This window comes from Amycolatopsis balhimycina FH 1894 (assembly GCF_000384295.1).
GTDB classification, from domain to species: domain Bacteria; phylum Actinomycetota; class Actinomycetes; order Mycobacteriales; family Pseudonocardiaceae; genus Amycolatopsis; species Amycolatopsis balhimycina.
Window position 1 is genome coordinate 10,280,367 of the sequence record NZ_KB913037.1, and the last position, 16,314, is coordinate 10,296,680.

At 74.3% G+C, this 16,314-nt stretch carries 3 protein-coding genes and 1 pseudogene; 2 read left to right on the plus strand and 2 right to left on the minus strand.

The genetic code is table 11. The features are described 5' to 3' along the window. Positions 1–8 precede the first annotated feature (8 nt). A pseudogene (locus tag A3CE_RS52995) lies at positions 9–11,570 on the plus strand (amino acid adenylation domain-containing protein); the annotation flags it as partial. Between the two features lie 113 nt (positions 11,571–11,683). Here A3CE_RS52995 and A3CE_RS0147340 read toward each other — a convergent pair. Continuing rightward, positions 11,684–12,895: a helix-turn-helix domain-containing protein gene (locus tag A3CE_RS0147340; protein ID WP_020647150.1), complete on the minus strand. Its 1,212-nt coding sequence runs from the start codon at positions 12,893–12,895 to the stop codon at positions 11,684–11,686. A 247-nt stretch (positions 12,896–13,142) separates the two neighbouring features. Here A3CE_RS0147340 and A3CE_RS0147345 point away from each other — a divergent pair, with 247 nt between their 5' ends. Next, positions 13,143–13,346 (plus strand): hypothetical protein, encoded by a 204-nt coding sequence (locus A3CE_RS0147345; protein WP_020647151.1) that lies wholly within the window; start codon positions 13,143–13,145, stop codon positions 13,344–13,346. 90 nt (positions 13,347–13,436) lie between these two features. Here the strand turns inward: A3CE_RS0147345 and A3CE_RS53000 are convergent, their stop codons facing one another. After that, entirely contained in the window at positions 13,437–16,286 is a 2,850-nt protein-coding gene (locus A3CE_RS53000) for an AfsR/SARP family transcriptional regulator (RefSeq protein ID WP_245589738.1), read from the minus strand. Positions 16,287–16,314 lie beyond the last annotated feature (28 nt).

The window sequence follows — 16,314 nt, forward strand, 5'->3', positions numbered from 1 at the left end:
TCCCTCCCGTGCGTCCGTTGTCGTTCGGCCAGCAGCGCCTGTGGTTCCTCGACCAGCTTGAAGGTCCCAGCGCCACCTACAACGTCCCGTTCCCGCTGCGGCTGCGCGGCCGGCTCGACCGCCGCGCGCTACGCGAGGCCGTCGTCGACGTACTCGGCCGCCACGAAGTGCTGCGTACCGTCATCCCCGTCGCCGGCGGAGTTCCCGGCCAGCAGGTGCTGTCCGCCGAGGAAGCGACCGCACGGCTCGGCTTCGACGTCCGGGCGGGCGACGATCTCACCGAAGCCATCGCCCGGCCGTTCGACCTCGCCGCGGACCTGCCGCTGCGCGTCACGCTGTTCGAGCTCGGCCCGGACGACCACATCCTGCTGCTCGTGCTGCACCACATCGCCTGCGACGGCTGGTCGCTCGGCCCGCTGGGCCGCGACCTGGCGGCCGCCTACACGGCGCGGCTCGACGGCCACGCGCCGGACTGGGCGCCGCTCCCGGTGCAGTACGTCGACTTCAGCGAGTGGCAGCGCGAGGTGCTCGGCACCGAGGACGACCCGGGCAGCCTGCTGAGCGCCCAGCTCGCGTACTGGACCGAGCGGCTCGCGGGCCTGCCCGGCCGGATGGTCCTGCCCGCCCACCGCGACGGCGGCACGAGCGGCGCGGCGGGGCTCGTCGAGGTGGAGCTCCCGGCGGAGCTGCACGCCCGGCTCGTCGCGGTCACGCGGGCCGCGCGCTGCACGCCGTTCATGGGGCTGCAGGCGGCACTGGCCGCACTCCTGCACCGCTGGGGCGCGGGGGACGACATCGTGCTCGGCACCCCGGTGTCCGGCCGGGGCGAAGCGGCCTTGGCCGACCTGGTCGGGTTCTTCGTCAACACCTTGGTGCTGCGCACCGACCTGAGCGGTGACCCGAGCTTCGCGGAACTGCTGTCGCGGGTCCGCGACACCGGCCTCGACGCCTACGCCCACCAGGACGTGCCGTTCGACCGGCTGGTCGACCGCCTCGGCGCCGGCCGGTCGGACACCGCGCACCCGCTGTGCCAGGTGATGGTCGTCCTCCAGCACGACGACGGCTCGGCGCTCACCCTGCCCGGCCTGGACGCGACGCCGGTGCCCCTGGACCTGGCGACGGCCAAGCTCGACCTCAGCGTCGTCTTCGCCGAGCACGCGAACGGCGTTTCGTGCCAGTTCGAGTACGCCGTGGACCTCTTCGAGAAGTCCACAGTGGACGAGATGGCCGCGATGCTGGTGCGCCTGCTCGACCTCGCCCTGGCAGACCCGGACCGTCCACTCGGGACGCTCGATCTCGCGCGGGTCGCCGCCGTCGGAGCGGAAGCCGTCCCCGAGGCCGCGCCGGTGGTGTTCCGCGGGGCCCGGACCGCGCGGGAAGAAATCCTCTGCGGCCTCTTCGCCGACGTGCTCGGGCTGGACACCGTCGGCCTCGACGACGGGTTCTTCGCCCTGGGCGGGCACTCCCTGCTCGCCACCCAGCTGATCAGCCGCATCCGCACGGCGTTGCACGCCGAACTCGGCGTCCGCGCGCTGTTCCGGGCTCCGACGGTCGCCGGGATCCTCGCCACCCTCGACGCCCAGGCGCCGGGCCCGGTCCGCCCGGCGCTGGCCCGGCGGCCCCGCCCGGACCGCGTCCCGCTGTCGTCCGCCCAGCGGCGGCTGTGGTTCCTCGCCGGGGTCGAGGGCCAGGACCGCGCGTACAACATCCCGCTCACCCTCGGGCTCGCCGGGCCGGTCGACGTCCCGGCGCTGGCGGCCGCCTGCCGGGACGTCGTCGCCCGGCACGAGTCGCTGCGGACGGTGTTCCCGCTCGAGCACGGCGAGCCGTGGCAGCACGTCCTCCCGCCGGTCGAGCACGTCCTCGAGGTCGTCGACTGCGCTCCGGCGGACCTCGGCGACCTCGCCGAGGCCGCCGGGAGCGCGCCGTTCGACCTGGCCCGCGAGATCCCGCTGCGCGCCCGCCTGTTCCGGGCCGGTGACGAAGCCGTCCTCGTGCTCTGCCTGCACCACATCGCCGCGGACGGCTGGTCGACCGGGCCGCTGATGGCCGGCCTCGCCACCGCGTACGGCGCCCGGCTCGCCGGGAAGCCGCCGGTGTGGCCGCCGCTGCCGGTGCAGTACGCGGACTACGCGCTCTGGCAGGCCGACCTGCTCGGCGACGAGGACGACCCGGACAGCCTGGCCGCCCGCCAGCTGGGCTACTGGACCGAAACCCTGGCCGGTCTGCCCGACGAGCTCGCGCTGCCGGCCGACCGGCCCCGCCCGGCGGTCCCGACCCATCGCAAGGACGTCGTCTCCGCCGGCGTCGGCGCGGCCACCCACACCGCGCTGCTGACGCTGGCCCGGGACAACCAGGCCACGCTGTTCATGGTCGTCCAGGCGGCGTTCGCGCTGCTGCTGACCCGGCTCGGCGCGGGCGAAGACGTCCCGATCGGCACCCCGGTCGCCGGTCGCGGCGACGAAGCCCTCGACGACCTCGTCGGGTTCTTCGTCAACACCCTGGTGCTGCGTACCGACACCTCGGGCGCGCCGACGTTCCGCGAGCTGCTCGCCCGCGTCCGCGACGCCGACCTCGGGGCCTTCGCCCACCAGGACCTCCCGTTCGAACGGATCGTGGAAGAGCTCAACCCGTCCCGCGTGCTGGCTCGGCACCCGCTGTTCCAGGTGCTGCTGTCGTTCCTCGGGGCGGAGACCGCCGGGGGTGGCTGGAGCCTGCCGGGGCTGACCGTGACCGCCGGCGACACCGTGTCGGGCACCGCCAAGTTCGACCTGAGTCTCACGGTCGAAGAGCGCCGCGCCGGGCTCGGCTGCAGTCTCGAGTTCGCCGTCGACCGGTTCGACCGCGCCACCGCCCAGGACGTCGCCGACCGCTTGGTCCGCCTTCTCGAAACAGTGGCCGCGAATCCTGACTTCCGTGTGGACAGTGTCGAACTTTTGTCCGATGTGGACCGCCTGAAGCTGGCGCAGTGGAACGACACCGCGGCACCGGTCCCGGCCGCGACGCTGCCGGAGCTGTTCGCCCGGCAAGTGGCGCGGACGCCGAATGCGACGGCGGTGGTCTTCGAAGGCGAGTCGCTGACGTACGCGGAGTTCGACGTCCGCGTCGACCGGCTCGCGCGAGCCCTGCGCGACCGCGGGGTGGGGCCGGGTGACGTCGTCGCGGTGCAGCTGCCCCGTTCGCTCGAGCTGGTCACCGCCGTGTACGCGGTGCACCGGGCCGGTGCGGCGTACCTGCCGGTGGATCCGGGCTACCCGGCCGACCGGGTGGCGTTCATGCTCGCCGACGCCCGGCCCGCCCTGGTCCTCACCCCCGAGACGGACTTCGGCGAGCCCGGTTCCGGCTCGTCGCTGCCGGCGGTCACCCCGGGCCACCCGGCCTACGTGATCTACACGTCCGGCTCGACCGGCCGTCCCAAGGGCGTGCTGATGTCGCACGCCGGGATCGTCAACCACCTGGCGTGGATGCAGGCCGAACACCCGCTGACCGCCGGGGACCGGGTGCTGCAGAAGACGCCGTCCAGCTTCGACGTCTCGGTGCTCGAGTTCTTCCGGCCGCTGATCGCCGGGGCAGCCCTGGTCGTCGCGAGGCCCGACGGGCACCGCGATCCCGCGTACCTCCTCGGCACGATCCGGAACGAACGGATCACCGTGCTGTACGTGGTCCCCGGCATCCTCGACGGAATCCTCGGACTGTCCGAAGCGGACTGTCCGTCGCTGCGCCAGGTCTTCTGCGGCGGGGAAGCGCTGACCACCGCGCTCGCGGACCGCTGCGCGAAGACCCTCACCGCCGAACTGGTCAACCTCTACGGCCCGACGGAGGTCGCGGTCGACGCCACCGCCCACACCGTCACCGGCATACCCGTCCCGATCGGCGCGCCGGTGTGGAACACCCGCGCGTACGTGCTGGACGGCCGGCTGAGCCCGGTGCCGCCGGGCGTGCCGGGCGAGCTGTACCTCGCCGGGGCGCAGCTGGCGGACGGCTACCTGCACCGCGGCGGCCTGACCGCCGACCGGTTCCTCGCCGACCCCTTCGGCGGGCCGGGCGAGCGGATGTACCGGACCGGGGACCTGGTCCGGTGGCGGGCCGGCGGGGTTCTGGACTACCTGGGCCGGACCGACGAGCAGGTGAAGCTGCGCGGCCTGCGCGTGGAGCCGGGCGAGATCGCGGCCGTCGCCGCCGACCACCCGGGCGTGCGCGAGGCGGCCGTCGTCCTGCGCGAGGACCGGCCGGGCGACCAGCGCCTGGTCGCCTACTTCGTGGGCGACGCCGACCCGGACGAGCTGCGAGACCACGTCGCGGCGTTCGTCCCGCGGCACCTCGTGCCGTCGGCGTTCGTCGCGCTGCCCGGACTGCCGCGGACGCCGAACGGCAAGCTGGACCGCAAGGCGCTGCCGGTGCCGGACTTGGCCGTCACCGCGACCCGCGATGCCCGCGATGCCCGTGAGGAGATCCTTTGCGGGCTCTTCGCCGACGTCCTCGGCGTCGAGCGGGTCGGCATCGACGACGGGTTCTTCGACCTCGGCGGCCACTCCCTCCTGGCGACCAAGCTGGTCAGCCGGATCCGGGCCGCGTTCGGCGCGGAGCTCGGCATCGGCGACCTCTTCGACGCTCCGACCGTCGCCACTCTCGCCCCTCGACTGTCCACTGCGGACCCGGCGCGGCCGGCGTTGCGGCCGGTTCCGCGTCCCGAGCCGATGCCGCTTTCCTCGGCCCAGCAACGGCTCTGGTTCGTCCTGCAGTTCGGCGACGACACCGGTGCCTACGACATGCCGTGCGCGCTGCGGCTGCGGGGAACGCTCGACCGTGACGCGCTGAGCGCGGCCCTTGGTGACGTGGCGGAGCGGCACGATGTGCTGCGCACGATCTTCCCGGCCGCCGACGGGCAGCCGCGTCAGCAGATCCTGGAGGACTGGCGGCCGGAACTGACCGTCGTCGAAGGGCCGCTCGAAGCCCGGCCGTTCGACCTGACCCGCGAACCGCCGTTCCGCGCGGTATTGCGCGCCGAAGCGCCGGACGAGCACGTGCTCCTGCTGCAGCTGCACCACATCGCCGCGGACGGCTGGTCCATGGGCCCGCTGGTCGCCGACCTCGCCGAGGCCTACACCGCACGCCGGGACGGCCATGCGCCGGAGTGGGCGCCCCTGCCGGTCCAGTACGCCGATTACACGCTCTGGCAACGGGACCTGCTCGGTGACGCGGACGACCCGGACTCGCTGCTGTCCGCCCAGCTGGCCTACTGGCGGGATCAGCTGGCCGGAATCCCGGACGAGCTGCCGCTGCCGTTCGACCGGCCGCGCCCCGCGGTGGCGTCGCACCGCGGGGACTCCGTGCCGGTCGAGATCGGCGCCGAGCTGAGCGACCGGCTCCGGGCGCTGGCCGGCTCCGCGCAGGCGACGCTGTTCATGGTGCTGCAGGCCGCGCTCGCCACGGTGCTGACCCGATCGGGCGCGGGGGAGGACGTCCCCATCGGCACCGCGATAGCCGGCCGCACCGACGAGGCACTGGACGGCCTGATCGGGTTCTTCGTCAACACCCTCGTCCTGCGGACCGACACCAGTGGCGCGCCGACCTTCCGCGAACTGCTCGGCCGCGTCCGCGAAACCGGCCTCGCCGCCTACGCCCGGCAGGACGTCCCGTTCGAGCGGCTGGTCCACGAGCTGAACCCGGCCCGCTCCCTGGCCCGGCACCCGCTGTTCCAGGTGTTCCTCGTCCTGCAGAACACCGGCGACGCCGATCCGGTCCTGCCGGGCCTCGACGTCACTCCCGAAGTCCTGGACTCCGACGCGGTGAAGTTCGACCTCGGGCTGAACCTCGCCGAGCACGCCGCCGGCATCACCGGCTCGCTGTCCTACGCCGCCGACCTGTTCGACCGCGCCACCGCCCAGGCGCTCGCCGGCCGCTTGGTCCGCCTCCTCGACGCGGTGACGGCGGAGCCGGACACGGCAGTGGACCGGATCGACCTGCTGTCCGATGTGGACCGGCAGTCGCTCACGGCGTGGACCGCGACGGACGCGCCGGTGTCGGCGGAGACGTTGCCGGAACTGTTCTCCCGCCAGATGGCCCGGACGCCGGACGCGACGGCGGTGGTTTTCGAGGGCGAGTCGCTGACCTACGCGGAGTTCGACATCCGCGTCGACCGGCTGGCCAGAGCCCTCAGCGGCCACGGCGTCCGGCCCGGTGACGTCGTCGCCGTGCAGCTGCCGCGCTCGATCGACCTGGTCGTCGCGGTGCACGCCGTCCACCGCGCGGGTGCGGCGTACCTGCCGGTCGACCCCGGCTACCCGGCCGACCGCATCGCGTTCCTCCTCGAAGACGCCCGGCCGTCGCTGGTGCTGACCGAGGACACCGCGCTCGACGGCGACGGGCCGCTGCCCGCGATCACCGCGGCTCACCCGGCGTACGTGATCTACACGTCCGGGTCGACCGGGCGGCCCAAGGGTGTGCTGATGTCGCACGCGGGGATCGTCAACCACCTCGCGTGGATGCAGGGCGACTACCCCCTCGGCCCCGGTGACCGGCTGCTGCAGAAGACGCCGTCCGGCTTCGACGTCTCGGTGTGGGAGCTGTTCTGGCCGCTGCTGACCGGGGCGGCCCTGGTCGTCGCGCGGCCCGACGGGCACCGCGACCCCGCGTACCTCCGCGAGCTGATCCGCACCGAGAGCGTCACCGTGGCGCACTTCGTCCCGGCGATGCTCGAAGCCTTCCTCGCCGAACCGGGTGACGTGAGTTCGTTGCGGCAGCTGTTCTGCGGTGGCGAGGCACTGACTCCGGAGCTGGCGCAGCGGTGCGTGTCGGCCTTGCCCGCCCGGCTGTCCAACTTCTACGGTCCCACCGAGTTCGCCGTCGAGGCGAGCCACCACCCGTTCTCGCCCGGCGATTCCGCTGTCCCCATCGGACGTCCGGTGTGGAACACCCGCACGTACGTCCTCGACGGACGGCTCGCCCCCGTCCCGCCCGGGGTCCCCGGCGAACTCTGGCTCGCCGGGATCCAGCTCGCCGACGGCTACCTGCACCGGCCGGGCCTGACCGCCGAGCGGTTCGTGCCCGACCCGGCCGGCGGCCCGGGCACGCGGATGTACCGCACGGGTGACCTCGTGCGGTGGACGCACGGGGGAGCACTGGAGTACCTCGGCCGCACCGACGACCAGGTCAAGCTGCGCGGGCAACGCCTCGAACCCGGCGAAGTCGCCGGCGCGGCGGCCCGGCACCCGGCCGTCGGCCAGGCCGTCGCCGTCGTGCGCGAGGACGTCCCGGGTGACCGGCGGCTCGTCGTGTACTGCACCGGTGACGCCGGACCGGCCGACGTGCGGACCCACCTCGCGACCGTCCTGCCGGAGTACATGGTCCCGGCCGCCGTCGTCGTCCTGCCGGAGTTCCCGCTGACCCCCCACGGGAAGATCGACCGCCGGGCCCTGCCCGCACCCGACGTCCAGTCCATTTCGGACAGTTATCGCGCGCCGCGCGACCCGGCCGAAGAGATCCTTTGCGGGCTGTATGCCGAACTGCTCGGCATCGGCCGCGTCGGGATCGACGACGGGTTCTTCGACCTCGGCGGGCATTCCCTGCTGGCGACGCGCCTGATCAGCCGCGTCCGGTCCGCGCTCGGCGCCGAACTGGGGATCCGCGACCTGTTCCAGCACCCGACCGTCGCCGGGCTCGCGACCCGGATCGACCACGGCAGGCCCGTCCGGCCCGCCCTGCGCCCGCGGCCGGTCCCGGACCGGATCCCGCTGTCCCACGCTCAGCAACGGCTCTGGTTCCTCAACCAGCTGCACGGCCGGGACGCCGGGTACGCCGTCGTCTGCGCGCTGAGGCTCACCGGACAGCTCGACCGCGGCGCGCTCGCCGGTGCCCTGGCCGACGTCACCGGCCGCCACGAGGCCCTGCGGACGATCTTCCCGGAGCTGGACGGCAGCCCGTGCCAGCAGATCCTCGGCGTCGCCGACGTCCCGCCGGCGGTGCGTGCCGTGGACGAGTCCGAGCTGGCCGAGGCGCTGGCGTCGGCATCGGCCGCGACCTTCGACCTCACCACCGACCGGCCGTTCCGGCCCGAGCTGCTCGTGCTCGGCGAGGACGAGCAGGTGCTCGTGCTGGTCCAGCACCACATCGTCAGCGACGGCTGGTCGATGGGCCCCCTGGTCCGGGACCTGGCGGCGGCCTACACCGCCCGCTGCGCCGGCGACAGTCCGAAGTGGACACCGCTGCCGGTCCAGTACCGCGACTACGCCCTGTGGCAGCACGAGGTCCTGGGCGACCCGGACGACGACGGCTCGGTCCTGGGCGCCGAACTGGCCTACTGGCGCGAGCGGCTCGCCGGGCTCCCGGAAGAACTGGTGCTGCCGGCCGACCGGCCACGCCCCGCGGTGGCCGGGCACGGCGGCGACTCGGTACCGGTCGAGATCGACGCCGGTCTCCACGGCGCGCTCCGTGGCCTGGCGCGCGAGGGCGGGGTCACGCTGTTCATGGTGCTGCAGGCCGCGTTCGCCGTGCTGCTGAGCCGGCTGGGGGCCGGGGACGACGTCCCGATCGGCACCCCGGTCGCCGGCCGCACCGACGAAGCCCTCGACGACCTCGTCGGGTTCTTCGTCAACACGCTCGTCCTGCGCGTCGACACCGCGGGGGAGCCGACGTTCCGCGAACTGCTCGCCCGCGTCCGCGAAACCGACCTGGGGGCCTTCGCCCACCAGGACGTCCCGTTCGAGCGGCTGGTGCACGAGCTCAACCCGGCCCGGTCCCTCGCGCGGCACCCGCTGTTCCAGGTGCTGTTCGTGCTGCAGAACGCCGGTGACGCCGACCTCGAGCTCCCCGGCCTGCAGGTGACCGGCGAGCCGGTCGCCGTGCGGACCGCGGCCTTCGACCTGGCGTTGTCGCTGCACGAACTGGACCCCGGCCGCCCTTCCGGCATCGGCGGCGGGCTGGCCTACCGCACCGACCTGTTCGACCGCGAGACCGTCGAAGGGTTCGTCACCCGGCTGGTCCGGGTGCTGGCGGCGGCGATCGCGTCGCCGGACACCCCGATCGGCGGCCTCGACCTGCTGGTGCCCGGCGAACGACGCCGGCTGCTCACCGCGCCGGACCCCGTGGACTTCGGCCCGTGGCGCCCGGTTCCGGCGCAGATCGCCGATCGCACCGGCGGCGTCGCGGTCGTGGGCGAATTCGGGGAACTCGGCTACGGCGAGCTGAACCGGCGCGCGAACCGGCTGGCCCACCACCTCGGCATCGCCCGCGGCGCGCTGGTCGGCGTCTGCCTGCCCCGCGGGCCCGAACTGCTCGTCGCCCAGCTCGCCGTCCTGCGGGCCGGGGGTGCGTACGTGCCGCTCGACCCGGGTTATCCGGCCGACCGGCTGGCCTTCATGCTCGCCGACGCCGCCGCCGGAGTCGTGATCACCACGACGGACCTCGCTCCGCGCGTCGGCGGGACCGCCAGGGTGTTGTGCCTCGACGCCGAAGCTTCCGCGATCGCCGCTCAGCCCGCCGACGCGCCTTCGGTCACGCTCAGCCCGCGCGACGCCGCGTACGTCATCTACACGTCGGGGTCGACCGGGACGCCGAAGGGCGTGGTCCTCGACCACACCGGGCTCGCCCACCTCTGCGCCTGGTACCACCGCGAATTCGGCGTCACGCCCGCGGACCGGGCCGGGCACGTCGCCGCGCTGGGGTTCGACGCCGCCGTCTTCGAGACCTGGCCTCTGCTGACCGCGGGCGCGTCGGTGCACCTGCCCTCGCAGCGCGCGCTCGACGACACCGGCGCGCTCGCCGGGTGGCTCGCCGATTCCGGGATCACCGTGGCGTTCCTGCCCACGCCCCGCCTGGAGCTGATGCTCGACGAACCCACGTTCGCGGGTCCGGATCTGCGGGTCGTGGTCGCCGGCGGGGACCGGCTGCGCCGCCGTCCGGCCGCCCGGGCCGGCTTCCGGCTGGTCAACGGCTACGGGCCGACCGAGTGCAGCGTGATGGCCACCGGCGCGGACGTCCTGCCCGACGGGGACGGTCCGCCGGACATCGGCGGTCCGGTGCCGAACACGCGGGTGTACGTCCTGGACCGGCGGCTGAACCCGGTGCCCGCCGGGGTGCCGGGGGAGCTGTACCTGGCCGGCGCCGGGCTCGCGCGCGGCTACCTCGGCCGGCCGGGCCTGACCGCGCGGACGTTCGTCGCGGACCCCTTCGGCCGCGCGGGGGAGCGGATGTACCGCACCGGTGACGTCGTGCGGTGGCGGCGGGACGGCAGGCTGGACTTCCTCGGCCGGGCCGACCACCAGGTCAAGGTCCGCGGGGTACGGATCGAACTCGGCGAGATCGACGCCGTGCTCGGCCGCTGCCCCGGGGTCCGGCAGGCGGTGACGGTGCTGCGCGAAGACCGCCCCGGGCACCCGGAACTGGTCGCCTATCTCGCCGCCGGCCCCGGCGTCGCGCCGAAGGCCCACGCCGAGGCGTTCCTGCCCGGGCACATGGTGCCGTCCGCGTTCGTCGTACTGGACGCCCTCCCGCTCACGCCGAACGGGAAGCTCGACCGCACCGCGCTCCCCGCGCCGGTGAAGGCGCCGGTGGCTGCCGGCCGTGCCCCGCGCACGGCGCTGGAACGCGCGCTCTGCGGCCTGTTCACCGAGGTGCTCGACGTGCCCGAGGTGTCGGTCGACGACGGCTTCTTCGACCTCGGCGGGCATTCGCTGCTCGCCGGGCGGCTGATCAGCCTGATCCGCCGGGAACTCGGGGCCGAACTGGGCATCCGGGTGCTGTTCGAGACCCCGACGGTCGCCGGGCTGGCCCGGCGGCTGGGGACGGGCACCGCCACCGGGACCGACCGCGACGAGCTGGCCGTGCTGCTCCCGCTGCGCTCGGCGGGCGAAGGTGCCCCGCTGTTCTGCGTCCACCCGGCCGCCGGGATCGGCTGGGTGTACTCGGGGCTGCTGGCGCACGTCGACCGGCCGGTCTACGCCCTGCAGTCCCGCGGCCTGACCCAGCCCGACCGCCGGCCGGCGACCGTCGACGAGCTGGTCAAGGACTACCTGGAGCAGATCCGCCGGGTGCGTCCGCAGGGGCCGTACCACCTGCTCGGCTGGTCGTTCGGCGCGCAGGTCGCGCACGCGATGGCCGTGCAGCTGCGGGCCCAGGGCGAGGAGATCGGGCTGCTGGCGATGCTGGACGGGTACCCGCCCACCGGGGCATCCGGGCCGGACGACCCGCTCGCGGCGTTGCTGGCCTCGCTCGGCCTTTCCGGGGTCACGGAACCGTTGGGGCTGCCTGAGTTCCGCTCGATCCTGCTCGCCGAGGGCAGCGCGCTGGCCGCGCTCGCGCCGCGAGCGGTGGACGCGCTGCCCGAGGTGTTCACCCACAACAGCGCGCTGGCGAGGTCGCACCGGCCCGCGCCGTACGACGGCGACGTGCTGTTCTTCCGCGCCACGGAAGGAAAACATGCTGCTTCTCCTGCCGTATCGGCGTGGGAGCCGTATGTCGGGGGCCGGCTGGAGGTGCACGAAGTCCGGGCCCGCCACGGCGAGCTGACACGGCCGGAGTCGTGGGCGGCGATCGGCCCGGTGGTGGCCCGCCGGTTGTCCGGCGCGCCGTGACGACGGGTTCCGGCTGAGCGGGGCGGGCCCGGGTGCCGTGAACGACTCGTTCATGGCGTGGGACGTCAGGAAAGAGTCGTTCACTGCACTCGTGCCCGCTCCGCTTGCCGGGGTCAGACCGCGACGCGGTGGTCGAGGCCGAGGGCGTTCACCAGGTCCAGCGTGCGGAACCGGGTGCGGTCCTGGCCCGCCGGGCGCACCAGGCCGTGCAGGACCAGGCGGCGGACGAACCGGGCACCGGCCGCCGCCGGGATGCCCGTCAACCCGGCCACGTCACCGACGGACCAGCCCGCGTCGAGCCCCGTCAGGCGCGCCAGCAGGGACACCTCGGCGGCGTCCAGGCCGCGGACGGCCGAGTCGAGGGTGTCGCGCAGCCCGGGCAGGTGGTCCGCGGTCAGGGCGAACGGGTCGGTCCGCACGTGCTCCAGCACGGCCGCCGGTTCGTAGACCAGGAACCAGCAGGCGGCCGCCTCCAGCGCGGCCGGGATGCCGTCGAGCCGACGGCACAGCGCGGCGACGTCCGCGGCCGTGGTCCGGTCGAGGGTGAACCCCGGCCGGACCTGGCGGACCTCGCGGACCAGCAGCCGGACGGACGGCACGGCCGCCAGTGTGGCCGGGTCACTGCTCCCGGGTTCGGGCACGGCGAGCGGCGTGAGCGGGAAGACCCGCTCGCCGGGCAGCCCGAACGGCGCCGCAGCGGTGGCGAGGATTCGCAGCCCGCGGCATTCGCGCAGCAGGACGGCCAGGTCGTCCAGCCGGACCCGGTCCGGCTCGTGGCCGTCGAGGACCAGCAGGGCCGGACGGTCGCCGATCAGGACCGCGAGCTCGCCCGGGCCACCGGTTCCCAGCAGGGGTTGTTCCCGGCCGCCGGCGGACGACCACAGCACGACGACCCCGCCCGATTCGTGCACCCCGACGGCGACCTCCTGGGCCAGCCGGCTCTTGCCGACGCCACCCAGCCCGGTGATGGTCACCAGCCGGTGGCTGCCCGCGGCCAGGAGCTCGCGCACGGCCGTGACTTCTTCGTCCCGGCCGAGCAGCGCGTTCAGCGGCGTGGGCGGTGGAGCCGGGTCGGCGCACCGCAACCGGAAGTCGCCGTCCGCCGGGTGGCAGCCCGCCGCCTCGAAGTCCGCGCGTTCGCGGCCCCGCAGGCCGAGCCCGTCCGCGATCAGCCGCACGGTGTCCCGGCGCGGCCGGTGCGCCCGGCCGGACTCGAGATCGCGGATGGCGCGAATGCTCACCGTGGACAGGTCCGCCAATTGCCGCTGGGTGGCACCACGTTTTGTGCGGTGCGCCTTCAGCAGTTCCCCGAAATTCCGCTGCACGAATCGTCCGTTCCTGTCAGCGCCGTTCCCGTTTCGGGGATCCGGCGGTTCGGATGCGATTTCCACCACGGGATCAGCATCGTGAGGGCGGCTATCCCGGCGTTATCACGCAGCCACCGCGAGCACGATAACTCCGGCGATAACGGCCGGAACACCCCGGCGATAGCGGCGCGATGCCGGGCGTTCCTAACGTCGGTGGGGCAAGGAACGAACAAAATCATCGCCCCCCGAACGAAAAGAGACGACGGTGCGTATTCTTCCGGCCCTCGGCGCGATCGCCACGGCGGTTCTCCTCCCGGTCCTCGCCGCCACCGCGGCCCAGGCCGCTCCCGCGGACACCCCCTGGGCAGTCTCATCCGACACCCCATGGGCGGCCGGCCCGGCGGACACCCCATGGGCGGCGCCGCTGGACACGCCGTGGGGCGCCACCTCTGCCGACACCCCGTGGTGAACCCACCCGCGGCGAGGTCGTGAACGACTCGTTCACCTCGTCCGACGTCAGGAAAGGGTCGTTCACGTCATCGGGAACTCCCAGCGGTGCTCAGCCAGGGAGTGCTTGCAGCGCCGCGAGGTCGGCCCGGACCCGGTCGTCCGGCGCGCCGCCGGTGATCCGGCTCTGCAGCTCCAGCGCTTCCACCAGCAGCCGCTCGGCCGTTTCGCGGCGGCCGAGGTGGGCGTGGGCCAGGCCCAGCCGGTGCAGGATGCGGGCTTCGCCGGCGACGTCGCGGGCCGTGCGCGCCCGGGTCAGCAGGCCGGTCAGCAGGTCCGCCGCTTCGCTGTGCCGGCCCTGGCGCATCAGGAGCCCGCTGAGCCGGTACCGCAGCTGGACCTCGACGCGGGGCGTCCCGGTCCGGTCGCAGATCCGCAGTGCCTCGGCCAGGTACGCCCCCGCCCGCTCCTCGTCACCCGCGTCGAGCTCGGTCTGCGCGAGCCTGCCGAGCACGTACGCCTCGCCGACCGGGTCCCCGGCCACCCGGAACTCGACGAGTGCCCGCTCGAAGCGGGCCTGGGGGTCCGCGCCGCGGGCTTCGTCGAGCAGGGCCAGGTTGCGGTGCGCCATCGCCGTTCCGTGGGCGTCGCCGAGGTCTTCGAACGTCGCCAGCGCGGCGGCCAGCGGCTCGGCCGCGGCGTCCGGCCGTGACCGGCTCAGCTGCAGTGAACCCAGCGAGCACAGCAAGGCCGCTTCACCCCGGCGGTTGGCCACCGCGCGGACGGCTTCCAGGGCCTGCCGGTGCGTGCGCTCCCAGGCATCGAAGTAGCACCGGTTCTCGAACAGCGCGACCATCGTGACCGCCAGGTCCCAGGCGCACTCGTCCAGACCTGCCTCGGCGGCCAGCGCGACGATCGAGCACAGGTTGTCCTGCTCGTCTTCGAACCACAGCAGCGGATCGGCCAGGATCCGGTCGACGGCGTCGGCGGGCGGCCGCAGCCGGGGCGCCGAACCGTGCAGCACGGTGAAGTCGCCGCCGTAGATGCGGTGGTGCGCTTCGCTGGCCAGGCCCAGCCAGCCGCTCGAGACCCTGGCCAGCGCCGCCCGGCGGCCGCTCGCCTGCTCGTGCTCGTCGAGCTGCTCGCGGGCGAACAGCCGGATGAGGTCGTGGAAGCGGTAGCGCGGGCTGCCGTCCCGTTCGATCGCCGAGATCTCCAGCATCTGCGCGTCGACGAGCCGCTCCAGCAGGTCCGCCGCCCGCAAGGGGTCGGCCTCCAGCAGCGCCGCGGCCACCCACACCGGGAAGCTGAGGCGGTCGAGGCAGCTGAGCAGCCGCAGCAGGCGCCGGGCGTCGCCGGCCAAGCCGTCGTAGGTCAGCGCGAGGCTGGCCCGCACCATCAGCTCGCCGTGCGCGAGCTCGTCGAGCCGGCGGCGTTCGTCCGAAAGCCGTTCCAGCATCCACGCGAGCGACCAGCTCGGCCGCGCGGCGAGCCGGGCGGCCACGATCCGCAGCGCCAGCGGCAACCCGCCGACCAGCCGCACCAGCGCGTCGACGGCGGCCGGTTCGGCGGCCACCCGTTCGGTCCCGATCATCGTGGCGAGCATGCCGGTCGCCTGCTCGGGATCGAGCACGTCGACGTCGAGCACGCCGGCTCCGGCCAGCCCGGTGAGCCGGACGCGGCTGGTCACCACGACGACGCAGCTGGAACTGCCCGGCAGCAGGTCGCGGACCTGGCGCTCGGAGTGGGCGTCGTCCAGCACCACGAGCATCCGCTTGCCCGCCAGCCGGTGCCGGTACATCTCCGCGCGTTCGTCGACCGAGCCGGGCACCGCCGGGCCGGGGACGCCGAGGGCGCGCAGGAACCGGCCGAGGACGTCGAGCGGGTCGGCCGGGTGGGCGCGGGTCCCGCCGAGGTCGCAGTAGAGCTGGCCGTCGGGGCAGTGGTCCTCGGCGATCCGGTGCGCGACGTGCACCGCGAGCACGGTCTTGCCGACGCCGGGCTTGCCCGCCAGCACCACCACCGGGGTCGCCCGGCGCCCCGGGTGACCGAGCAGCAGCCGTTCGGTGTGCTCGATGAGCGCGTCGCGGGCGGTGAAGTCGGCGATGTCGGCCGGCAGCTGGAACGGCACCACCGGCGGGTGCGCCAGCGCCGCGGGCGCTTCGGGGGCAGGGCTCCGGCGCAGCCCGGCGTCGTCGGCCAGGATCGCGGCCTCCAGCCGGCGCAGCTCGTCGCCCGGCTCGAGACCGAGCTGTTCGACGAGCAGCTCACGCCCGGCGCGGTAGGTCTCCAGCGCCTCGGCCTGCCGCCCGGACCGGAAGAGCGCGAGCATCAGCTGGCCGCGCAGCCGTTCCCGCAGCGGGTTCGCGGCCACCTGGCTCGCCAGCTCGCCGATCAGCTGGTGCTGCCTGCCGAGCCGCAGCCCGAGGTCGAAGTGGGCTTCGACGGCGTTGAGCCGTTGCTCCTCGAGGTGGCTGGCCTTGGCCTCCAGCAGCCGGCTCCCGGTCCCGCTCAGCGCGGGGCCGCGCCACAGGGCGAGCGCGGCGCCGAGCATCCGGGACGCGTCTTCCAGGGCCCCGGTCCTGGTCAGGTCGGCGGCGCCGGAGACCAGGCCGGTGAAGGTCCGGGCGTCGAGCTGCCCGTCGGCGACCTGCAGTTCGTAGCCGGGGCCGCGGGTCACGAGCGTGTCCGGGCCGACGGCCGCGGCCAGCGCGCGGCGCAGCCGGGAGACGCAGATCTGGACCTGCGTGCGCGCGGTCGCCGGGGGATCGTCGTACCAGATCGCCTCGATGAGCTGGTCCAGGCTCACCACCCGGTTCGCGTCGACCAGCAGCGCCGCGAGGACGGTCTGCTGGCGGCCGGGCGGGATGCGGAGCTCACCGCCGGCGAGGTCCCGGATCTCCAGGGGACCGAGGATCCGGTAGACGGGCTGATCGCCCGGCGGCCCGCTGGTCAAACTCACGCTGTTCCCTCAATGCCGATTCCGTGGC